The following is a 24,413-nucleotide window of genomic DNA, read 5'->3' as shown; positions in this document are numbered from 1 at the left end:
TCCGTCCTTCCTTGTGCTTTATTCTTTCCTCTATTTATTTCCAAAGTGCGATCAATGTCCGGAACAGCTTCTGCGGATCGATCGGTTTGACCAGATGTGCATTCATTTCTACCGCCTTACTGCGCTGCACATCTACATCAAACACGTTGGCTGTCAGTGCTATGATCGGGATTAATCTTGCATCCGGCCGCTCCAGCATACGTATCTTCTTACTTGCTTCAATGCCATCCATGACCGGCATCTGTATATCCATTAGGATTGCATCATAGCTATATGGAGCACTTGCTGCATACAACTCAACCGCCTCTTTGCCGTTTTTGGCCCGTTCCACCTGTATTTGCTTGCTCTCCAGCAATCTGGTCACGATCTTGGCGTTTAAGTCATGATCTTCAACAAGCAGTATTCGATGATCCCAAAGCAATTCCTCTTGTATTGCACATTTTTCTGCCGATTGTTCCTCCTCTGCTTCTTCCGCAAGCTGAAATGGCATCGTTACAAAAAACTCTGTTCCCACACCCAGCTTACTGGAGCATCGTATTGTTCCACCCATCAGTTCAACCAGGTTCTTTACGATTGATAACCCTAGTCCCGTTCCAATGTTAAAGGTATTGGTATCATTTTCTTCCTGTGCAAAGATTTCAAACATATGCTCTTGAAATTCCTCACTCATTCCGGTTCCTGTATCCTTAACTTGAATAGTCACTAAGTATTTGTCGCCAATGATTTCACGCTCTATTGCACGAAAATATACTGTACCACCGGGTGGTGTAAACTTGATCGCATTTGACAGCAGGTTGCTAAATATTCGCTGTATACGCACCGGATCTGCATACACGGTATGAATATTTTCACCCGGTTCAAATACAAGATTGATTCCTTTGTCGGCACATGTAACTCCAAATATCTGCCGCATATCCTGTATGATATGCTGGATATCGATCTTCTTGAGATGCAATTCCAGTTTACCGGATGCCAACCGGTTGGTATCCAAAATGTCGTTAACCAGATTCAGCATAAAATGACCGGAAGATATAATGTCGTCCAAATATTCCTGTACCATATCCGGAACTTCATCTCCGAAAAGCTTCGCAAGCTCTGCCGCCCCAATAATTCCATTCAGAGGAGTTCTAAGATCATGACTCATGCTTGACAGGAACTCATCTCTGGCATGACTGGCACGATTGGCAATTTCCAAGGCCCGCTGCAACTCTGCATTTTGCTTTTCCTGTTCGGACATGATATCTGTAACATCTCTCTGCACCATCACAATGACGCTCTCATCATTTTCCAAAAAGAAAGCAAAAATACGCTTAGTACGTACACCAAGTTCCTCATCCTGTGCGTGATACATAAAATCCCAACTGAGTCCGTGTTGGATCCGGGCATGTATTACTTCCCACGACATCTGCGCATTGATGATTTCTCTTTCCTCCGGAATGACCAGATTGATCAACTGTTCTTGCAGTTTCTCCACCTTTTTCTTACCCTCAAACGAAGCATCTACCTGATAACATTCATACCGAGTAAAGATCTGACTGTCATTCGCTGCCGTATTCCAATATGCGATGAAGTCGATCATCGAATCAACTACCTGCCCACGAACAAGTTCTTTTATGACATTACGATCTACATCCTGCAGCGATACAAAGCCATATATATCTTCCCCCTCGCGTGCCGTCATATCTAAAACAATCTTCATCCACAGCGTTTTTCCCGAAAGACGTTTACTACGAAAGGTATAGGATACCTGCCTCTGCCCGCTTTCAAATAAGTGGATCAGATTATTTCGATGAAAAATACGGGTAAATTCCTTTTTTTGCTCTTCATCGGTAATATGGTCGATCATAACACCAAACGGATCATTCTCCTTCCCATGAATCAACACAAATTCTCCGGCATAATCTAATACTTTCCATGCCGTAATATTGATTCGAATAACCGATGTCATATTATTAAAAAGGAGTTGATGATACATATTCTCCTGACTAAAACGCTTTTCCTCTTCCTTTTCTTTCGTAATGTCTAATGCCGTAGCTGCGATCATCGTCGGTGCTCCCTGCTCATTACGATCTGCAACCGTATAGTTTTGCTTAGACCATATCCAGTCACCTCGCATCGGACGTCGTATTTCCATCTCTAGGGAGATCGAATCCTGCTTGCCCGTCATAAGCAGCTTCTCCAACCGGATTAATTCTGCCCGACCGGACTCGGTCATCAACCTACGTGGTTGTCCCACTTGTCGCCGTGCTACCGCAGGCACTCCAAAATCTTGCTGCATTTTAGAGTTATAAGTGACCGTATTAGCTTCAATATCATACAAAGCATAATAAACACCACACTGATCCATCGCTGTCCGCATCGTTTTAATGTTGTGCTGCAGCTTTTCCTTCATGCGCATACGTGACGTCACATCTTGATATAATGCATAGATGATCGTTTCACCATCTGACCGATACTGAAACTGAAAATTAGATTGAAACCAGACATACTGTTTCAACTTCCGTCTATAAAACCGTGCCTTGATTTCTAATGTATCCCTTTTATCAATAATTGCCCGGTCAAAACTGCTGTAAAGGTTCTCTCTATCATCCGGATGTATCTGCAGCAGCTCTTTACAAGTACTTGTCTGAACATCTTCTTCTGTCACCCCAAGTATGTCACGCATTTTAGCGTTGAGCGCTACCGTACGCAGACATTTCCCATCATGTCTAAATATTCCGATACAGCCCGGCATCCACTCAAACAACTCGCCCTTCCAATCTATCATAAATGTTTCTATCCTCCTCCCTGACATCTTCTCTTTATTATACCTGTACTTTTCGTTATCGCCAACCTATTCCCCCATAATTTTCTATGAAATCAAAAAAAGCAAAGCCAGCGCTTTGCTTTACAAGAATTGCTATAGCAATTCTTGGCATTATCACACTACGCAACAGCATTTTCCTATGAAAGTAAAAAAGCAAAGCCCCTCTTCCCTGCCATCATAGATCCATAACAGGAAAATGGGGATTTGCCTTTGTTGTATAACTTCGAATTGCTCTATTTACGTCAATTACAGTCTCTTTAAGAGCTCTTCTCTCTCTGCCTCATAACCTGGCTTACCAAGCAATGCGAACATATTTCTCTTATAGCTCTCAACACCCGGCTGGTTAAATGGATTTACACCAAGGATATATCCACTTACACCGCAGGCGAACTCATAGAAGTAGAATAACTGACCCAAATAATATTCATTCTGTGCCGGAACCTTTACGCTCAAGTTTGGTACACCGCCATCAACGTGTGCCAACTGTGTTCCCTTCATCGCACTCTTGTTGATGAAGTCAAGGTTCTTGCCAGCCAAATAGTTTAATCCATCAAGATCAACCGGCTCTTCCTGAATCGTTACATCTAATGTCGGCTCTTCTAATTCCATAACTGTCTCAAACATGATACGGCTTCCGTCCTGAATGAACTGTCCCATGGAATGCAGATCTGTTGTCAAATCAACTGCTGCCGGGAAAATACCTTTCTGATCTTTACCTTCGCTCTCTCCGTAAAGCTGTTTCCACCACTCAGCTACATAGTGGAATGCAGGCTCATAGTTGCAAAGGATCTCCACAGATTTCCCCTTGCGTAATAAGATATTACGGATCGCAGCATACTTCATAGAATCATTGTCTGCGAAATCTTTGTCCAAGCAAAGTTCGCGCATGGATGCTGCACCTTCCATCAACTTAGCAATGTCTGCACCACTAACAGCAATTGGAAGTAAACCAACTGCGGTAAGTACGGAGAAACGTCCTCCGACATCATCCGGTACAACAAAGCTCTCATAACCTTCTTCTGTAGCAAGGTTCTTCAACGCACCTTTCTGCTTGTCCGTTGTTGCATATATTCTCTTAGCAGCTTCCTCTTTACCATATTTCTTCTCTAACATTTCCTTGAAAATACGGAATGCAACAGCAGGCTCCGTCGTAGTACCGGACTTGCTGATAATATTTACGGAAAAGTCACGATCACCGATCACGTCGATCAACTGTGACAGATATGTGCCGCTCAAATTGTTACCACAGTAATAAATCTCTGGTGTTTTACGAATTTCTTTGGACACATTGTTATAAAATCCATGTCTCAAGAACTCAATTGCTGCTCTTGCTCCCAAATAAGAACCGCCGATACCGATTACCAAAAGCACTTCTGAATCAGACTGAATCTTCTCAGCAGCTTTCTGGATACGTGCGAATTCTTCCTTATCATAATCAATCGGAAGGTCAATCCATCCTAAGAAATCACTTCCTGCTCCTTCTTTGCTAAGTAATAATTCTTTTGCGTCGTTTGTAATTTTCTCCATTGATTTGATCTCGTCTGCAGAAATTACGTTCTCTGTCAGAGAGTAATCAAAAGTAACCTTGTTTGCCATGGTTTCCTCCTATCCTTCCTTGTTGCAATCTCTATACTCGGTCTATCCTTTGCGGGATTCCTCAGCCACAAAGCATGAATCCTGGTTGGTTGTATTCAACCTTATATATTCTAATCAATTCCTGCCTGTAAATCAAGTGTTAATTTCTTTCCTGTTCCAGATTTCCAAACTTCGTCAAGTTCGCTAACCATGCCAGTTTCACCGATCCTGTCGGACCACTACGCTGTTTTGCGATAATGACCTCTGCCACACCTTTTTCCTCGCTGTCCGGGTTATAATATTCGTCACGATACAAAAACATAACCATATCGGCATCCTGCTCGATCGCTCCGGACTCACGCAGATCAGAAAGCATCGGTTTCTTGTCCGGACGCTGCTCAACTGCACGTGATAACTGTGATAAAGCGATCACCGGAACGTTTAATTCTCGCGCCATAACTTTGAGAGAACGGGAGATTTCCGAAATTTCCTGCTGTCTGTTCTCGCCTTTGCGCTTTCCACTGCCCGACATCAACTGCAGGTAATCGATAATAACCAGATCTAATCCCTGCTCGATCTTTAACTTACGGCATTTGGAACGAAGCTCTGTCGCCGTGATTCCTGATGTGTCGTCAATCACAAGATGTGAATTACCAATTCGCCGGACACTGCCCACCAGTCTGTCCCAGTCCTCGTCTTCCAGATTACCGGTTCTTATCTTTTGGGAGTCAACATGAGAATTCATCGAAAGCATTCGTTTCACAAGCTGCTCCTTACTCATTTCCAAGCTAAACATCGCAATCGTACTCTCGCTATGCAATGCAATATATTCTGCCAGGTTCAGTACAAACGCTGTCTTACCCATAGCCGGACGTGCTGCGATCAAAATCAGATCGGACTTTTGCAGACCCGCTGTCTTGTAATCCAAATCCCGAAATCCGGTCTCCAATCCGGTAATATGCCCTTTCTGTTTCGCCGCCTGCTCAATACTATCTAAGGTACGCAAAACAACATCTCGAATCGGTTCAAACTCACTGCCGGTACGCTGCTGCATCACCTGAAAGATATTTTTTTCAGTCGCATCCAAAATATCTTCTAACGGTTCTTTGTCCATATAACAAGTACTGGCAATCCTCTCAGCTGTCTGTATCAGCCTTCTAAGCATCGCTTTTTCTTTGACAATCGTGGCATAATACTTTACATTTGCAGAAATCGGCACACTATTTAGCAAACTGCCAATGTATTCGACACTGCACAGTTCCGGCGGAGCTTCTTTTTCACGAAGCTTGTTTTGCAGAGTGATCAGATCTGTACCAATCCCACCGCGAAACAGATCGAGCAATGCCTCAAAAAGTATGCCATATTGCCCCTGATAGAAATCTTCTGCTGTCAGCATCTCTGAACATACCAAAATGGCATCCCGGTCCATGATCATCGAGCCGATCACCGCTCTCTCCGCCTCAATATTATGCGGCGGAATCCGTTTGATCACTGCTTCTTCCATCTACGTTTCTCCTTTTGTGCGGTTATACCTCTTTGACGATTACCTTTAACTCGCCCGTTACCTTAGGATGCAATTTGATCGGAAGTGTAAAGATGCCCGGACTTTTGATCGGATCCTGCAGCACCATCTTCTTTTTGTCCAATTCATACCCAAGCTGCTCTTTAGCTGCAACTGCCAATTCTTTGGTCGATACCGACCCAAAGCTTCTTCCACCGGAGCCGATCCTAATGGATACGGTGATCGATTTTTCTTTCATCTCCTCCGCAAATGCTTTCGCTGCCTCTAATTTTTCCTTTGCCAGCTTCGCCTCATGCTGTTTCTGCAATTTCAGGTCATTTTTATTCTTTGCGGTAGCCTCTATACCAAGATTTTTCTTCAACAAGAAATTTCTTGCGTATCCTTCATTAACTTTAACCAGTTCACCCTTTTTCCCCAATGATTTTACATCTTCTAATAAAATTACTTCCATGTCTTTATCCCCCGTTTCCGTCTATTTTCCAAAAATGTCAACACCACTACATATGCCTCTGTCCGCATCTCGTTGCCAATCATCGCAGCTAAGCCGGATTTCTATTGCCGATCATCGCGGCTAGTCTGCATCTCCATTAGCGATCATTGCATCGATCAATGCACGGATCTGTGCTTTTGCACTCTCCACATCCAGTCCCGGAATCTGCGCACCGGCCATATTAATATGACCTCCTCCGCCGAGTTTTTCCATCATTAGCTGCACATTCAGCTCATCGATAGACCTTGCGCTTACAAATACTTTGCCGTTGTATTTTGTCAATACAAATGATGCCTTTACCTGTTCGATATTCAACAGGGAATTGGCAATCTTTGCACCAAGCACTGTCGGCGTCTCCACTCCACGAGACTCACTTTCTGTGATCGCATAGTGGTCCAGATACAATTCCGTATTCTGAATGGCCTCTGCTTGTATTTTGTACTCATTGATATCCTCACGAAACATCTTGCGGATACGCACAGAATCGGCACCATTCCGTTTCAGATAGGCCATTGCCTCAAACGTGCGCACACCTGTCTTGTCCGTGAAATAATTCGTATCGATCATTACACCGGCATACAACGCTTCTGCCTCGGCGGCACGCAGCTTCAATCCGCCGCCAATATACTGACAGATCTCTGCCACCATTTCACTCGCTGACGATGCATATGGTTCAATATAAAACAATACGGCTTTTGCAATCGCATCACCGGCCTGTCTGTGATGATCAATCACCACAATAGACTGCGCCAATTCAATAAGCTCAGGACACTCTGTATGTTCTCCCTTGTTGACATCGACAATAACTAACAACGTAGTCTCATCCACAAGCCTGACCGCCTCTTCGCCACTTACGAGCATATCGTCATCATAATCGTTCGTATAAAAGCGTTCTTTTAACGGGCGTACCGAAGCATTCACCTCATCGACAACAATATGTGCCTTGCGGTTTAATGCCTTAGCAATACGGTAAATGCCGACCGAAGCTCCAAACGAATCCGCGTCTCCGATGGAATGCCCCATGACGACAACACGCTCTTTTCCTTCGATCAACTCTCGCAAAGCATGCGCTTTGACACGAGCCTTAACACGGGTATTGCGCTCGATCTGAACACGTTTGCCCCCATAGAATTGTTCCTGATCACCGTTTTTGATCACCGCCTGATCACCGCCACGTCCAAGCGCAAGATCAATAGCTGCACGCGCCCATTCATAGCGTTCGTTAAATGTTCCCTTACCGACACCAATACCGATCGAGATCGTTGCTGTCTGCTCATTTCCAATATTGATATTTCGTATCTCTTCCAAAACAGAAAAACGATCATTCATCAATTCCTGTAAATATTTCTGCTTAAAGACAAACAGGAATTTGTCCTTTTCTATTTTTTTACATATAGCATCGATTGCCTGCATTGTTTTGTTGATCTTACGGTCGATCAGTGCTGTCATCAGAGATTGGCGTACTTCATCAATACTGTCTAACATTTCATCAAAATTATCGATGTAAAGAAGGCCTACGATAAGATTCTCTTCCTCTCGCCGCTCTTCCAATTCGATCATTTCCGTCTCATCGTACAGAAACATTGCGATCAACTGCTTTGTTTCCAACAGCTGATCCATTGGCATGATCTGATCATCCACGTTGAATCCATCATCTGACACTAACGAAAGTACCGCCCGATAATATTTATCTCCAGCGTGTATGTGTATTACTTTCCTGCCACCGTCCACCGGAAGACTATTCTCCGAAATCTCCGGAAATACATTGGCAATATTGCGTCTGGCTGCTTTTTTATTGACTGCTATGCGTACAAACTCATCATTGCCCCAAAGCAGTTGCCCCTCTTCGCTCAATACCGCAAATGGAACACTGAGTTCTTTCATCGTCTGCATCTGCATCTGACCATACGTGCTGGCAAAATGGATCAAATCCCGCCGCATCTTCTTGTGACCGCCGTAGCGAATGATCAATGCACATAAAAAGAATGCAAGAAAATAGCACGTTCCTATGATACCTGCTTTACGGTCCGCAATATATAGTTGCATCACCATAGGCAATAAGAGAATGCTCAACCACAATGGCCAGCCAAGATGAAGCCGCAGTCTACCTCGCAGCTTGAAACCTCTTTTCATATATCTCCTTTCTTGCCGCAAATGATCTTGTCATTCTAGGCAAAACGAAACATTTCCCTAATTTATATAGTATACCATCATATGCCACGATACGTCAAATTGCTCCATAAAGACCAAGACCAGCGTTTTCCGGTTTTTTAGAAATCACCAAAAACGAGAATGCGACAAGGCAATTACTATAGTTCTCGGATGGCAGAAATCACTCTTTGGTGACTGCAAAATGCAATATAGTCATTGACATAATAAGCAATATGTTGTTCTTACAGCAACTTCCGGTATGGGAAGTTTTAGTAAAATAAAAAACAAGGAGTCAAATACATTTTCGACTCCTTGCTTCCTCATATAAATAAACAGTATTAGATCACATAATCCGATCCGACCTCTTCCTGCCACTCTAACAGATCTTCCAAAGTCACTTTGTCCACAACCGATTTAATGGATTCATCCAACATTTTCCACAACTTCAAGGTGGCGCACATCTCCTGTCTCGGGCAATCATTTTCCTCATATTCGAGACAACCGACTGGTGCAAGACTGCCCTCGGTCAGTCGCAAGATCATCCCTACAGTGTAGTCTTTCGGCTTGCGGATCAATTGATATCCGCCCTGCGGTCCACGTATAGAGCGGACGTATCCTGCCTTATTCAGAACCGATACGATCTGTTCCAAATACTTATCTGAGATCTCCTGTCGCGCAGCAACATCCTTAATACGCACCGGCCCCGCTGCGTCATGCATTGCAATATCAAGCATCAGCCGCAATGCGTATCTTCCTTTCGTTGAAATTTTCATAATCGCTTAGTCCTCCGCCGGCTCTTCATCGTTAATATCATTCTTTGGTTTCTTTAACCCTTCGATCTTAATATGATTCTTCTCAGCATAATCCCACAGCGCTGCATGAATTGCTTCTTCTGCCAACAAGGAGCAGTGTACCTTTACCGGTGGAAGTCCATCTAATGCTTCCATAACTGCCACATTCGTTACTTCCAAAGCTTCCTGTACCGTCTTGCCGATAACCATCTCCGTCGCCATACTGCTTGTTGCAACTGCTGCACCACAGCCAAATGTCTTAAACTTACAGTCACGAATCACCTGGTTTTCATCAATATCAAGATACATACGCATAATATCGCCACATTTGGCATTACCAACAGTTCCTACACCGCTGGCATCTTCGATCTCACCCACATTTCTAGGATTACTGAAATGATCCATTACCTTTTCACTATACATATCGTTTATCCTCCATCTTGTTCTATTCTTATTGCTGACTCTTCAAATAATCGGTATACAATGGTGACATGCTTCGAAGTCTGTCCACATTTGCTTTCACCTGCTCAATGACAAAATCTACATCTTCTTCGGTTGTCTCCTCGGATAAGGTCAATCGCAGAGAACCATGTGCTTTCTCGTGCGGCAGCCCTATCGCCAATAATACATGAGACGGATCCAAAGAACCCGAAGTACATGCAGATCCGCTAGAGCCGCAGATTCCTTTCTGATCCAACAGGATCAGCATAGACTCACCCTCAATAAATTCAAATCCAACATTTACATTGTTAGGAAGACGATTCGTACGGTGTCCATTCAGTCTGGAATTCGGAATTGCAGTAAGACCCTCAATCAGGCGATCTCTCAACTTCGTCTCATAGGCACTTCGTTCTGCCATTGTCTCTTTAGCGATCTCCGTTGCTTTACCAAAGCCAACAATTCCCGGAACATTATGTGTGCCGGCACGGCGATTTCTCTCCTGTGCCCCACCATGAATAAATGGTCCAATCTTAACAGAATTGCGCAAATACATAATACCGATTCCCTTTGGCCCGTTAATCTTATGTCCACTGGCACTCAACATATCAATATGATACTCGTCCACATTGATCGGAACATGTCCATAAGCCTGTACTGCATCGGTATGGAAAATAATGTCATGCTCTTTAGCAATCTCACCGATCTCCTTGATCGGCTGAATGGTACCAATCTCATTGTTTGCAAACATAACCGAGATCATGATCGTTGTCGGGCGAATAGCTGCTTTCAGCTCATCCAGCTTGATCACTCCATCCTCATCTACTCCAACGTAAGTCACCTCAAAACCATTCTTTTCCAAATATTCACATGTATGCAGGATTGCATGATGCTCTATCGCAGAAGTAATAATATGATTTCCTTTTTCTTTCTTCGCAAAAGCTGTCGCTTTCAGCGCCCAGTTATCAGACTCACTTCCACCACCTGTAAAATAAATCTCATTAGCATTGGCACCCAAAAAGTCAGCCACTGTTTGTCTGGCATCCTCTACAGCCTTCTTACTCTTACCTGCGAAACTATATATACTGGATGGATTGCCATATTCCTCAGAAAAATAAGGCATCATTGCCTCCAACACCTGCGGATGTACCTTCGTTGTTGCCGCATTATCCAAATAAATCAATTTGCTCATGTCTATCTCTTCCTTTCTATGATATCGTAATGGTCTACTTTTCACACTATGCACCTATGCATACTATGAAATGATAACAGAGCAGTCTCTTAATTTTTCTGTTTCCATTAGATAATTTACACTACTTGACTAGGAAATGCAAGTCATATCGTAAGAAACAACTAACTTTTTGTGATAACAATATGTTATGCATCCTCCTCAATATGATCGCGTCCCTGTGCAATGATCGTACTAACATGTCCATCTGCCAGAGAATAAAAAATGGATTTGCCTTCTCTGCGGCTTTTGACCAATTTATTTTGCTTGAGAATGCGCAATTGATGAGAGATCGCCGACTGCGTCATATTAAGCACTCTCGCCAGATCACACACACATACTTCCGCCGAAGAAAGCACAAACAGGATCCGTATGCGGGTGGAATCCCCAAACACCTTGAACAGCTCTGCCAGATCATACAATTCTGTCTCCTCCGGCATTGTCTGTTCCACGATCCGCAGCAAGTCCTCATGCACTTCCACTGTCTCGCAGCATACCGGTTCTTTATCTAAATCTTTCTGCATAGTCTCACCTATTCTTTCTGTCAATATCCATGTTTATTTTATAGTTTCAAAAAAGCGGTGTCAATATTCCCTCCTATTGACACCACTTTACCATATCTGACCCAAACAAATTATAACGGCAACTTTGGATGCACGAAGTTTGAGTTATAACTTCTTCACAAACAGAGCACGGATCGCATTCAATACGGCTAATACCATAACCCCGACATCCGCAAAGATTGCAAACCACATGTTAGCAATTCCAATCGCTCCCAAAAGCAGACACAGCAGCTTAATGCCGATTGCAAAGTAAATATTCTCATAAACAATGCGGATACATTTACGTGCAATGCGGATTGCCTTGGAAATCTTTAAGGGATCATCATCCATCAAAACCACATCTGCCGCTTCAATCGCTGCATCGGAGCCGAGTGCTCCCATAGCAATACCAATATCCGCCCTCGACAGCACCGGTGCGTCATTAATACCATCACCGACAAAAGCAAGTTTTGATTTAGCAGGCTGTTTGTCTAACAGTGCCTCTAACTGTGTCACTTTGTCTCCCGGCAGCAATTCACTGTGAACCTCAGAAATGCGAAGTTCCTCTGCTATCTGTGCTGCTACGCGGCTGTCATCCCCTGTCAGCATAACTGTATGCGCGATACCGGCACGATGAAGCGCCTCAATTGCCTTTTTTGCATTTGGCTTGAGCACATCTGCGATCAGTATATGTCCGCTATACTCCCCATCAATAGCAACATGAACGACCGTCCCTACTTTGTGGCATTCCTGACACGCTACACCAATCTTCCTCATCAATTTGCTATTGCCAACTGCGATCTTTTTGCCGTCAACAACAGCAATAATGCCATTGCCGCCAATTTCTTCTACGTCTGTCACTCTGCTCTGATCGATCTTGCCCTGATATGCCTTACACAAACTCTTACTGATCGGATGCGTTGAATGGCACTCTGCGTGTGCAGCATATTCCAACAATTTCTGTTCTTCCAGCTTACTGTGGTGTACGCCGATCACTTCAAAGACGCCCTGTGTCATTGTACCGGTCTTATCAAACACCACACACTTCACACCGGCTAACGTCTCTAAATAATTAGATCCCTTTACAAGTACACCTTCGTGGCTTGCTCCTCCCAGTCCCGCGAAGAAACTTAACGGGATACTGATAACCAATGCACACGGACAACTGATAACCAAAAATGTCAACGCGCGGTAGATCCAATCTCCAAAGCTCGGATCCAACCCCATCGCAAACATTCTCACAAGTGGCGGCAAAACAGCAAGCGCCAACGCACCATAGCATACCGCCGGTGTATAATATTTCGCAAATTTTGTAATAAAATTCTCAGATCTCGATTTCTTGGAACTGGAATTTTCCACCAGATCCAAAATCTTAGATACGGTTGACTCACCAAATTCTTTCGTAGTGCGGATATGAAGCAGTCCGGTCATATTAATGCAGCCGCTGATGACTTCATCGCCCTCTTGCACCTCTCTTGGCTTACTCTCTCCGGTCAATGCACTCGTATTTAAGGATGCCTTTCCCTGTTCTACAACACCATCGATCGGTACTTTTTCTCCCGGCTGGACTACGATCACCGTGCCGATCTCAACTTCGTCCGGATCTACCTGTGTGATCTCTCCATCCACCTCAATATTCGCATAATCCGGACGAATATCCATCAATTCGCTGATATTGCGGCGGCTTTTGCCAACTGCATAACTCTGAAAAAGTTCACCGATCTGGTAAAACAGCATAACAGCGGTTCCCTCAACATAGTCTCCGAGCAAAATTGCTCCGACCGTAGCCACTGCCATTAAAAAATTTTCATCAAAGACCTGACGATTTAAGATGCCCTTAAACGCTTTTCTTAATATATCATAGCCGATCACCAGATACGGGATCATAAATAGTACAAACCGTATCACACCTTTTGACGGGACAACCGGCATTACAGATAACGCGATCATCAATACTGCTGCCACGATAATTCGGATCAATACTTTTTTTTGTTTTTTATTCATTACAATCTCTCCTCACTCTACAGAAAGATCTCGCAGTCATCCTCTACCTTTTTGCAATTCTTAAGCACATCCGGCATAACACTCTTAGGATCACAGCCATCTTCAAATTCTACGATCATCTTTAAGGTCATAAAGTTCACAGTCGCATCCTTTACTCCTGCTGTGTTCTTAGCAGCTTCCTCCATCTTTGCTGCACAGTTTGCGCAATCCACATCAATCTTATACGTCTTTTTCATAATAAAAACTCCTTTCTTTCTCTACCTGCATCTCTTGACGTGCAGGCATCTCCTTTCCAAGTATTCCTCTACTTGTTTGTTTGATTGTTTATATTAACATATGAATAATCATTCATACGTTTTCTTTATTATAACAAAAAAGAAACCACTGTCAAGTGGTTTCTTATAATTTATGATTACAGTGTCACAAACCAAATATACTTCTATCTGCAAATACTGAATTACTTACTCAAACTTTCCATGCCGAAAGTTACCGTCCGAATCACACATTGCCTATAATGCCAATGGTGTGATCATTGTTTGCCTCCGCTATAAAGAAGTCTCATATTCAGATCAAATTTCGTCTGCTTTCCATCGATCGACAACTCGCCGTACGGATACGGATCAAGATCCGGGAATTTGTTGACTGTTGGCAGCATATGATATTCTGAGCCGATATGTTTCATTCGAAGCAGATATCCCTCTTCCGTAACCTTCTTTTTGCCCGTTACATAAATTCGAAGCTGTCGTTTTTCTGTCAGATTGCATGGCGCAATTTTCCCCCGATACAGGTACTTACCATCCTCCCTGGAAATAAGGGAAACTTCATACTCTTCTTTCGTAGAACTAAGGTCTACCCCATCCAGCCCAAAAGAGATCACCAATATATTCCATTGATCCTTGGTTGCATACTGCCCCTTCTGTAAGGTCTGCTCCACAAGTTTCGGCGTTTTATTCGTAACATAACTTATCGGTACGGCATCCGGAAAATTACGACTTTGATAATATCGTTTATCCAATATTCGCTGATGAGAGCGAAGCAGCGGAATTTGGATCAGTATCGTTGCACCCAAGCACAGGACACCAACACTAACTGCAGCTTTCTTTCTAGTCAACTTAGCAAAAACAATACGATCTCCGCTCTCTTCTGCTTTTGCTGAGGCGTAACGGCCTCCCTCTGCCATCAACATAAGATAAACGCCCATAAAACATATATTATATTTGCGGTTTGCCTCCCACAAAATAAAGAACATCACAGCCCCCAGGAACGTCAGCGTAAACAAAAACATTTCTTCGCAGTCCCGCCGCCTAATCTGTCGTATCACACAGAATAATAAAAATGCGAAAATACAAACACGAAACGCCTGTGTATAGATCACTGCCGCGCCACAATCTTTTCCCATCACATACTCATACAGTACCGGAAAATCACTTGCATATGAAGCTTTTGGCAATGAATCATCATCGCCCATCGCCCAAACACGAAGCATCTTCGTTCCCATCTGACGGACCACACCGATCAAGCCCAGCTGATGCAATCGTCCCTTCGCACGCGTAATGTCCGCACGTGTTTTCATATCTTTTGTTGGAAAGCTCTCCGTATATGCCTCATCTTCTCTGGCATATCCACCATAGCTTTTCTGGTTCAGCCCCATCATCAGCCAGTGCGTCACCGGGAAACTGCCTGTCACCTGATCAGAATTCACATGACGATCAACCAGCTTGCCGCACGCTGTAAATGTAACGGCAAAAACCGCCACTACAAGAACAGCCTTAACGATCGTATTTCTCCTGCCAGAAGCTTTATGGAGCAGATTCCACTTGGGGTTCACATATCTTCTATCCCCACTTTTTACAAAGATCGGATCTTTAAAAAATTGCACTGCCGCAAATAAGATCATCGCCAGGATCGGCAAGATCGTCGTAGGCCGAATCCAGTAACCGACCGCCATCATCAAACCGAGTAATATACATTTGATAATATTTTTCACCGTCAGATTCTCATGGCGCAGCCATAACGCCAGATACAACACCGCCATAACAAACGGAAAAGAGATCGTGTTGGTATATACTGTTGTCAGCCATACATAAATCGTCGGGCAAAGCAAAAAGAGTAATAACACCCAGTTTGCAAATCCTATACCTCGCAATCTCTTTGCGGTTCGATACGTAATATAAATACCTATATCCACACAGAAGATATTCAGCACAATATTCGGAATAACAACATGCGTGATGCCGATTCGAAATAATAATTTATAATAGTAATAGAAAAATACCAGCATGAAATGATTGTTAGAATACCGCTGAAAATATTCATCCTTCGTATTCATCTGTCCATGCTGCGTTTTTACCATCTGCAACGCTTCATTCTGAACGCGTGCCGGGTCGCTGATTGACATCGGATGCGATACGAATACCAAAAATCCAATCTGTAACAAAATGATTGAAAGAAACAGAATCACTGTCGCTTTCTGGCCGGTGCCCTGCATTTTGCGGTACAACATCACCAAAAGTACCCCCAGCGCAACCGCCAACAGTATCACTGCCACATTACCTAACGCATAGTTGCCACCGGAAAGATACTCCTTATATCCGTACATACATACCATCGACATCGCCAATAATATTCCGGCGATCACCGCAGTAAAATACAGACTGAATCGATAAAAAAACTGCATTAACTTGTGCATACCCTCTCAATCCCTCCATTTGTCCCTGCTGTTCTCTCAACATCTATGGTATCCGGTCCCTCTAACCGAAATGATATGCACAAAAGTGCTCTGAGAACTCACATTTTTTTATTGTTGTAATATTTTACCACGAAACTTATGCGTAAATTATTACAAATTTCTTAATATTTCAAGGACATAGTTCCAAGTTCTCTCTACACTGCCGACATCCATCGTTTCTTTCGGCGTGTGAATATCTTTCATATCAGGACCAAAAGAAACACAATCCAGTCCCGGAAGCTGTCCGGCGAACAGTCCGCATTCCACTCCTGCGTGCAATGCCTGCACGATCGGTTTTCTGCCATACTGCTTTTCAAAGATTTCAATCATTTTGTCTCGTAACGGCGACTGTTCTCTATATTCCCAAGCAGGATATTCTCCTATACAGGTGACCGTTCCACCAAGACGTTTTACCAGGCAAGAAATCTGTTCCACTAAATATTCTTTCTGTGTTTCCACACTGCTGCGCACGGAATAGGAAAGACACACTTCTTGCGCATCTGTCATCATAATGCCGAGATTCAGCGAAGTCTGCACTAATCCTTCCACTGCAAAGCTCATATTTTGAATACCGTTCGGCAGATTCATTAACGCTGTCACAATTCGCTCTGTTGTCTCTCTGTCCATCGGATCACATGTTATGTCCTGTGATGCCCGATCGATCGTCACTGTAATCTCTGCATCTGTATGACAATATTCCTTGCGGTAGATCTCCTGAAGTGCTTTCACCTTTGCCGACGCTACAGTGACATCCCCATTTTTCACTGCCAGAACAGCATGCGCCTCACGTGGGATCGCATTATCTTTCTTACCGCCCTCTATCGACACGATCTTATATTCACAATCCTGTGCAAGCTCATACAATGCTCTTCCCAGCATAATATTTGCATTTGCCCTTCCTTTATCGATCTCTACGCCGGAATGTCCGCCCAATAATCCGGTAACTGTAAGCTGCATATAAGAAACATCTGTTACGCTGTCACGCTTCACCGGCAAATGTGCCTTTGCCGTCAATCCTCCTGCACAGCTTACTAACAAATATCCCTCATCCTCCGAATCCATATTTAACATCGTACGCGCTTTCAGCGGTGACATATCCAGTGCTGCTGCACCAAGCATACCGATCTCTTCGTCTACGGTAAACACTACTTCCAACGGCGGATGTGGAATGTCTGTCGATTCCAGTATTGCTAAAGCATATGCTACCGCAATACCATCATCCCCGCCCAAAGTCGTACCACGGGCACTGATCACATTATCTTCCAATTGCAGATCCAATCCCTGTGTCTGCATGTCAATACCGCAGTCAGCTTCCTTTTCACACACCATGTCCATATGTCCCTGCAGCATAACCGGCGCATGATCTTCATACCCCTGCGAACCATTTTTCCAGATAATGACATTATTGGCATCGTCCTGCTGAACGCGCAGTCCATGCTCTTTTGCAAAATTCACACAATAATCACTGATTTCTTTCGTATTGGTCGAACCGTGTGGGATCTGACAGATCTCCTCAAAATAATAAAACACTCTGTTGGGCTCTAGTTTGGATAAAATTCCCATGTTGTCTCTCCTCTCTTCCTATATGCCACCTTCATTTCAAAAGGTGCAAATGTCTTTCCATCCTGCAGACAGACAGTCTGCATTGTGTTATTAAACCAAAAACGCCATTCCTGCTTGGTGCCAACTCTGGTTGTCACTTCCATACCTAATGGCAGATTTTCATCATATTCCAATTGACGTCGCTTTGCAAGTGTCTTCGCCAAAGAAATGTAAGATGCACGGTCTAATACTGTCCCCAGATAGTATGCTTCACCGGTTCCATATTCATTCCTGGTCACCACAGGCGTTCCCCGGTAAAAAGCTTCTCTGCTGCCCTCCTGCGCCTGATACACAGCTAACACCTCTGCCGTATCTGCCTTCAACAGATCACACCACTGCGTTGCACAAGGCTTCACCGGCTCCCCTTGCCACTGCACCTTCCGTGTCTGCTCAAAGCTTTGCCGTAACTCGTCATCCTGTATGCAAACATCCTGTATCACCGTTCCAATGACATCATATTCTTCCACATGCACTCCTACCAGCTCTCGGTACACGGTCGGCAATAAATCCATCTGACATTTATTGTGCATATCTTTCACACCACAACGGTTGGTCAACACAACAGTGCCACCTTCTGCCACAAACTGATATAACTGCTGTACCACTATTTCATTGGTGATCTGCAGCGTAGGTGCCAACACAATATCATAGCCTGATAAATCCGCTTTCTCATCAATGATATCCACATTCATTCCGATCGCAGTAAAGGCATCATGCAGGCTTTTGAGCTGTTCCAAATAATACATTCCCTCTGCCTGATGCTGCAATTTGAACGCATACTCCTGATCGGAACCATACAAAACCGCTACACTGCTGATGATCTCGGACTCTCTAACTTCTTCTAACTGCTCTGCCCTGCGGCATAAATGTTCAAACTCTTTATACCGTCTTCCCGGCATGTTACTGTGATCCAACAGACCATGCCAATACATCTCTGCACCGGAGCATGCAGTCCGAAAGCGAAACTGTATCACCGTATCTGCGCCATGAGCAAATGCCTGCAGGGAATATCCCTCTAACATACCCGGATATAATGTCGGTGTCATTGGCATCCAGCTTCCCATAGCACCACTAAGCTGTTCCATGATCCAGAAGTTTTGGCGTTTGATGCCACGCATCAGATCCAAATGAAACGCATGCGAATATAATGTCTGTCGGTCTTTTGGCAATGTAAGCGCCGGATAATTATCGTAAGACACAATGTCCAACGTCTCAAACATATCATAAAAGTCAGGCATATTTTCACAAAGCCAGTTATTGGTCGTGATCAGCGCATCTGGTGCGAGCTCACGAATGATCTGCTCCTGAAATCGCACATAATCCACCGTGCTTTCCGATGCATAACGGTTATAGTCCAGTGTCAATGAGGGGTTCTGCCATTGCAGCACGGCAGCTGTCGGAGGTTCTATCTCCTCAAAGCAGCTGTATTCCCCACTCCACACCGCATTTCCATAAGCACGGTTTACGGCACCGATCGTATGGTATTTTCCCTGAACATATTTCCGAAAACGGCTGACACATTCCGGACACCGGCAATGATTAGCCTCTAACTCATTATCGATCTGATATCCAATGACATTCGGATTATCACAATAACGTCCTACCATTCTGCTGATGATCTTATCACAAAAATCGCGATAACGAAGATTACTCATGCAACGGTGTCCGCGCACCCCGATCGGTATTTTATTGCCGTCACGCCCCACCTGTATCACTTCCGGATAACGATGAAACATCCACTGTGGCGGTGTGCATGTCGGCGTGCAGAGCACAATATCGATGCCACGCTCTGTAAACACCTGCACTGCTCTATCTAACCAGCCAAATTCATACACACCTTCCTCCGGCTCCAGACGACTCCAGGCAAACTCTGCCATTCGCACCACCGACACCCCTGCATCCTGCATACGATCTGCATCCTGTTCCCACACTTCTTCTGGCCAGTGCTCCGGATAATAATCTACTCCAATCCTCATAGAACTCCTGCCTTTCTCCTTCTTTTTTTAACTCAAACTTCGCACATTCAAAGCTGCCATCAAGAAACTATAGCAATTGCCTTGCCGCATTTTCTTTTTTGATAGTACGAAATGAGTTATCCTGTTGTTAATTTAGAAAAGACGCCATGTCTAAACATGACGTCTTTTGATTTTTGTACTGATCATTTGCACTGTAACAGCACCACAGTCTCCAAACAGTCACCTTCCCATTTGTCAGATAAAGACTTACCAGTGACGATCGTAGATCCTCTACATCTTGGAAAGTTCTGCTTCTTTCTGCAGCAAGCTTTGCTTCTCTGCAGCAACACTCTGCTCTAACTGCTTCATCTTCCCCATATTCTCAGTGATCTCATGCTTTAACTTATCGGTATCACCAACAAGGTCATGCAGCTTTCGATTCCATTCATCCGCAACCTGCTGTCTTTCAGCCTCTAAGTTCTGTCCGACATCACGGTATTTATTGATAAACGACATATTATATTCAATGGTGTCTCGAATCGTCTTCTTACGACCAAGTGCAAATCCGGAAGCATCCTTCAACTCATCTTCCAGCTTCTTATTCTCAACTTCCATTTCTTCAATACGCATATTATTCTCACGAATGCGCTGATCTACAGCACCAACTGCCGCCTCTCCGCGTGCAACGAGTTTCTTACGATCCTCTTCGAAATTGCCCTTACTGGACTCTAACTGTTTCTGCGCATATTCAACAACAGCTTTCGCATCATTATAATTCTTAACCATTAAATTGATCTGTGCACGAATCTCGTTGATCTCATCTTCAACCTGCTTGCGCGCCTGATTCTTGCGCTCTTCCTCAGCCGCTTTAAGTACGGATGGCAGCTTCCGATAAACATCTTCCCACTGTTCGTGCTTTCTGGAGCAACGACGTGAGATACGATATTCGACTGCTCCGATATTATCAAACTCAACACGCAGATTCGTAAGTTCCGCGTAACAGTCTCTCTCCAGATCAAGAACAGACTTCATGACATCCTCAGGAACACCCTTATCATCCAATTCATCAATATGATCATATAGATCTTCCAAGATCTCTTCCAGATCGCCACCAAAATCTTCCTGTTTGTCGGCAATCTTATCGCGCATCTCCTTGATCTTAGGATCCGAAAATCCTGTAAAACGTACGGTTGACAGTTCCTTCTTAAATTCCTCCAAATACTGCGTCCAACCGTCCGCTACTTTCTGTAACTTCGGCTTAACATCATCTGCATAGGAACTAAACTCTGCAGGCAATGCTGCTGCAGGAGTTGCCGCTGCTACTGCCACAGGGCTTGCCACCGTTGTCTGCATCGGTTCTGCAACAGGATCCATCGCACCACTGTCAGATACTGCCGTCTCCACAATAGATGCAACCTGTGTTGTATCTGAAGATTCGATCTCCTCATGCTGTGCTGTAGCTGGAGCCTCCATCGGTGCCGGTGCCGGTGCTTCTGCAGGCACAGGAGTTTCCTCTTCCTCTGCTCTCTTCACCTCATTACCATGCTCATCCACCTCAACCACATTGATCGCAACAGACTTCGGATCTGTTCCATTGTATCCAACAAGCATCTCTACCAGCTCACGGACTTTCTTCTTCGCATCCGGAATCCCCGTATATACACGTGTTTCCATCGAAACCGTGATACCATCTACATTACGATTCAGCGCCAACAAATGCCATTTAAACAAATAGAGAAATGTCATTCCTGTCATATCTTCATTCTGTAAAAACTCGCGGATCTCTTCTCCTAAATCTTCCAGCTTGACACGGAACATCGTGTTCTTCTCTATATATACCATCAAATTGACTAATTCCGGCGCAAGCGTATCCATTTTATCAAAGATTCCCGGAAAGTCCCTCATTGCAGTCGTATTAGCCTGCATTCCTTTCACTTGGTGATACGTACCATCGTAATACAGTTCTCCCGGCTTAAAGAAAAAGACACCGCCATCTAACAGTACTTGTGCTGCTAAAATGCCGTCAATCTTTCCGTTTTTACCTATAAGATCCATACAACGCGCCTCCCTTACTGCCTAATCTTTTTTCTTCGTCTTCTCTATCTTTACCAATCTATCTCAAATAACATATCGTCCATCCGGCACAAAAAATGAGCTTTGAACGAATGGTATATTACCGACAGGTTACCTTTTCTATTATACTTTTCTTTTTATATTCTGTCACCTGTTTTTTGGAATTAATATGTAAACAATTTATGAACAAACAGTAAACGCCCCTATTTGTGGGGATCTTCCGCACAATACACAACATGGTGTGTTTCCTTGGATTTTGTCAAATTCGTAAAAAATGAACAAACATCTAAAATTTTATCATTGCCCCACTTAACATACTATGTTATACTGATATCGAAAATGTTTAAGTAAGGAGGTTGCAATGCTATGGCATCCATCAAAGATATTGCAAAATTGTGTGGTGTATCCGTTGCCACTGTGAGCAAAGCACTCAATGACAAGGCTGATATCAGCGAGGACACAAAACAGCACATAAAACAAGTCGCAAAACAGATGGGCTACGTACCACAGTATTACGCCCGCGCGATCCGAACCAACAAAAGTTACAACATCGGTGTCCTTTTTATGGACGATGCAAATTGTGGATTGACGCACGATTATTTTTCTTCAATATTGAACAGTTTCAAGGTGACTGCCGAGGCGAAGGGCTATGATATTACCTTCATCAACAGCAACCAGCCTCACGATAAGCACAAAACCTATTTAGAGCACTGCCGTTACCGTGGTTTGGACGGCGTCATGATTGCTTGTATTGACTTTGATAATCAGGACGTTGAAGCCCTGATCAACAGCGATATCCCGGTCGTTACCGTTGACCGTACGTATCCGGATACTAACACAATGTCGGTGTTGTCTGATAATGCCAGTGGCATGAAAGAACTCGTTGAATATATCATTTCGCAGGGACACAAGCGAATCGCTTATCTTTCCGGTGAAACTTCTGCCGTGACCAGTGAACGTGTAACCAGTTATCAGAATGTCATGCTGGAACACGGTCTGGATATTCCGCCAGAATACCACATTAGCACAGAATACCGCAACCTGACTGCTGCGCGCCAATATACACGTCAGCTTCTTTCTCTACCGACTCCGCCATCCTGTATTATTTACCAGGATGACTATTCAGCTGTCGGTGGCATGGAAACGATCCGCGATATGGGATTATCCATTCCGGAAGATGTTTCCGTTGCCGGTTATGATGATAAATTGATCTCTCTGATCGAGCACAAACGCGGCTGTTCCTATAAACCGGTCATCGTTGACTCCTGTTTAGAAAAAGGTGAATCTGTGAAACCTTACACAGAGTAACTAAAACTTAGGATCAGATCAGTGCCTCAATACTCATTCGAAAATCTTTCGAAAGATCATAAGTAGTTCCTTTATCTGTCATAACGACTGGTCTGGAGAGCAGGGATTTGTTTAATAAGACAACCTTTCCCTGCTCCCCGTTTGATAGTAATACTTCTGTGTTAACATAAGCTTCTATCGTTCTTTCCATAAACAAATACAATACTCCCGGTTCATATGCATCTTTATCCTGTTCCAAGATTCCAATAACCTTAAAAGGACAGATTCCTTTGCGATAACAACGATTTGACGTCATTGCATCATATACATCTGCAACAGCAACAATTGACGAAAAATATTCTATACTCGATCCCATCAATCCATATGGATAGCCGGTTCCTCCAAAACGCTCATGATGCTGCAATGCCGCCAATTTGACACGACGATCCAAATTTTTATCTTTTAACATTTCATATCCGTATTGCGGATGTTTCTTGACAATCTCATATTCCTGCCCAGTCAACTTTCCCGGTTTGGTTATGATATCATTCGGCACACGCAGCTTACCAATATCATGAAGCAGTCCACAGGTCACCAATACCTTTAAGTCTTTCTCATTCATGCGAAGCCAATTGCCGATCACGTTACAGATCAGTGCCACATTCATTGAATGCGTATACGTCATGTCATCATAACCACGCATACACTGCAGCATGTCCAACAGATGCAGTGGATTACGTGTCTTTTTGAGCAGTGCATCCACATCACCCAACATACTGTCTACCAGACCATCTGAACTCTTGGTCACAATATCATTTAAGGACTGCCTAAAACCACCTACACAATCAGTAAACTCTGACTCAAATACGCGAAATTCCTCTGATTGCTGAACTCGTTCAAAATAGGTCGGACCTGCTAATTGCTCTACAGCAGCAGATACCGTGTCCGTCTCTCCTTCCGGCAGCACCTGCGCAGACACGCCTTCCACTGTCTCTACAACATTTGACTGTTTCGAATTGACCGTCCCTGACGTATTCTCAGACTCCTCCTGAACATATACTTTTACCGCTTTTACAGCATAGTATTTTAATTTTTCGATAATCTCTTCCGTCAAAACCGTATTACTTTGGATAACCAAATGATTGGTATATGTATACGCTGCCTCCGAAGAAACCATGCCCGGCTTCAAATTAGCCGTTAATACTTTTTTGATCTTCATCT

At 43.8% G+C, this 24,413-nt stretch carries 17 protein-coding genes; 1 reads left to right on the top strand and 16 read right to left on the bottom strand.

The features are described 5' to 3' along the window. Positions 1-34: 34 nt before the first annotated feature. The 15 genes from ACSAJE_RS12280 to ACSAJE_RS12210 form a co-directional block, all read right to left on the bottom strand. Complete coding sequence (locus ACSAJE_RS12280) at positions 35-2,767, bottom strand: ATP-binding protein (protein WP_458009230.1); 2,733 nt, start codon at positions 2,765-2,767, stop codon at positions 35-37. Between the two features lie 285 nt (positions 2,768-3,052). Beyond that, on the bottom strand, positions 3,053-4,402 hold the full coding sequence (locus tag ACSAJE_RS12275; RefSeq protein WP_022024562.1) for a glucose-6-phosphate isomerase: 1,350 nt from the start codon (positions 4,400-4,402) through the stop codon (positions 3,053-3,055). A 139-nt stretch (positions 4,403-4,541) separates the two neighbouring features. After that, positions 4,542-5,885, bottom strand: a complete 1,344-nt coding sequence (dnaB, locus tag ACSAJE_RS12270) for a replicative DNA helicase (protein WP_118506564.1) — start codon at positions 5,883-5,885, stop codon at positions 4,542-4,544. Positions 5,886-5,907: 22 nt separating this feature from the next. Then, a complete protein-coding gene (rplI, locus tag ACSAJE_RS12265) occupies positions 5,908-6,354 on the bottom strand; it encodes a 50S ribosomal protein L9 (protein ID WP_458009229.1) in 447 nt (148 codons plus the stop codon). A gap of 120 nt (positions 6,355-6,474) precedes the next feature. After that, entirely contained in the window at positions 6,475-8,526 is a 2,052-nt protein-coding gene (locus ACSAJE_RS12260) for a DHH family phosphoesterase (RefSeq protein ID WP_458009228.1), read from the bottom strand. 356 nt (positions 8,527-8,882) lie between these two features. Next, complete coding sequence (locus tag ACSAJE_RS12255; RefSeq protein WP_118690679.1) at positions 8,883-9,317, bottom strand: RrF2 family transcriptional regulator; 435 nt, start codon at positions 9,315-9,317, stop codon at positions 8,883-8,885. Between the two features lie 6 nt (positions 9,318-9,323). Beyond that, a complete protein-coding gene (gene nifU / locus ACSAJE_RS12250) occupies positions 9,324-9,758 on the bottom strand; it encodes a Fe-S cluster assembly scaffold protein NifU (RefSeq protein ID WP_118690678.1) in 435 nt (144 codons plus the stop codon). A 28-nt stretch (positions 9,759-9,786) separates the two neighbouring features. Beyond that, the gene (gene nifS / locus ACSAJE_RS12245) at positions 9,787-10,965 is read right to left on the bottom strand and encodes a cysteine desulfurase NifS (protein WP_022026064.1); all 1,179 of its coding nucleotides are present in this window, start codon (positions 10,963-10,965) and stop codon (positions 9,787-9,789) included. A gap of 185 nt (positions 10,966-11,150) precedes the next feature. Continuing rightward, entirely contained in the window at positions 11,151-11,525 is a 375-nt protein-coding gene (locus tag ACSAJE_RS12240) for an ArsR/SmtB family transcription factor (RefSeq protein ID WP_022026065.1), read from the bottom strand. A 144-nt stretch (positions 11,526-11,669) separates the two neighbouring features. Further along, positions 11,670-13,547, bottom strand: coding sequence for a heavy metal translocating P-type ATPase (locus tag ACSAJE_RS12235; protein ID WP_458009227.1), 1,878 nt, complete (start codon positions 13,545-13,547; stop codon positions 11,670-11,672). 17 nt (positions 13,548-13,564) lie between these two features. Then, positions 13,565-13,783, bottom strand: a complete 219-nt coding sequence (locus tag ACSAJE_RS12230; RefSeq protein WP_022026067.1) for a cation transporter — start codon at positions 13,781-13,783, stop codon at positions 13,565-13,567. 293 nt (positions 13,784-14,076) lie between these two features. Next, positions 14,077-16,236, bottom strand: coding sequence for a hypothetical protein (locus ACSAJE_RS12225; RefSeq protein WP_458009226.1), 2,160 nt, complete (start codon positions 16,234-16,236; stop codon positions 14,077-14,079). A gap of 150 nt (positions 16,237-16,386) precedes the next feature. Beyond that, positions 16,387-17,838: an aminoacyl-histidine dipeptidase gene (locus ACSAJE_RS12220; protein WP_458009225.1), complete on the bottom strand. Its 1,452-nt coding sequence runs from the start codon at positions 17,836-17,838 to the stop codon at positions 16,387-16,389. Continuing rightward, on the bottom strand, positions 17,817-19,853 hold the full coding sequence (locus ACSAJE_RS12215; RefSeq protein ID WP_458009224.1) for a beta-galactosidase: 2,037 nt from the start codon (positions 19,851-19,853) through the stop codon (positions 17,817-17,819). The genes ACSAJE_RS12220 and ACSAJE_RS12215 overlap by 22 nt, the downstream gene beginning before the upstream one ends. 270 nt (positions 19,854-20,123) lie before the next feature. Beyond that, the gene (locus ACSAJE_RS12210) at positions 20,124-21,887 is read right to left on the bottom strand and encodes a hypothetical protein (RefSeq protein WP_458009223.1); all 1,764 of its coding nucleotides are present in this window, start codon (positions 21,885-21,887) and stop codon (positions 20,124-20,126) included. A gap of 384 nt (positions 21,888-22,271) precedes the next feature. Here ACSAJE_RS12210 and ACSAJE_RS12205 point away from each other — a divergent pair, with 384 nt between their 5' ends. Then, positions 22,272-23,213: a LacI family DNA-binding transcriptional regulator gene (locus tag ACSAJE_RS12205; RefSeq protein WP_458009222.1), complete on the top strand. Its 942-nt coding sequence runs from the start codon at positions 22,272-22,274 to the stop codon at positions 23,211-23,213. 13 nt (positions 23,214-23,226) lie between these two features. Here ACSAJE_RS12205 and ACSAJE_RS12200 read toward each other — a convergent pair whose 3' ends face one another. After that, positions 23,227-24,411, bottom strand: a complete 1,185-nt coding sequence (locus ACSAJE_RS12200) for an HD-GYP domain-containing protein (protein ID WP_458009221.1) — start codon at positions 24,409-24,411, stop codon at positions 23,227-23,229. Between the last annotated feature and the right edge of the window lie 2 nt (positions 24,412-24,413).

This window comes from Jutongia sp. SJQ-6 (assembly GCF_054161275.1).
This window is presented reverse-complemented; position numbering and strand designations above follow the sequence as displayed.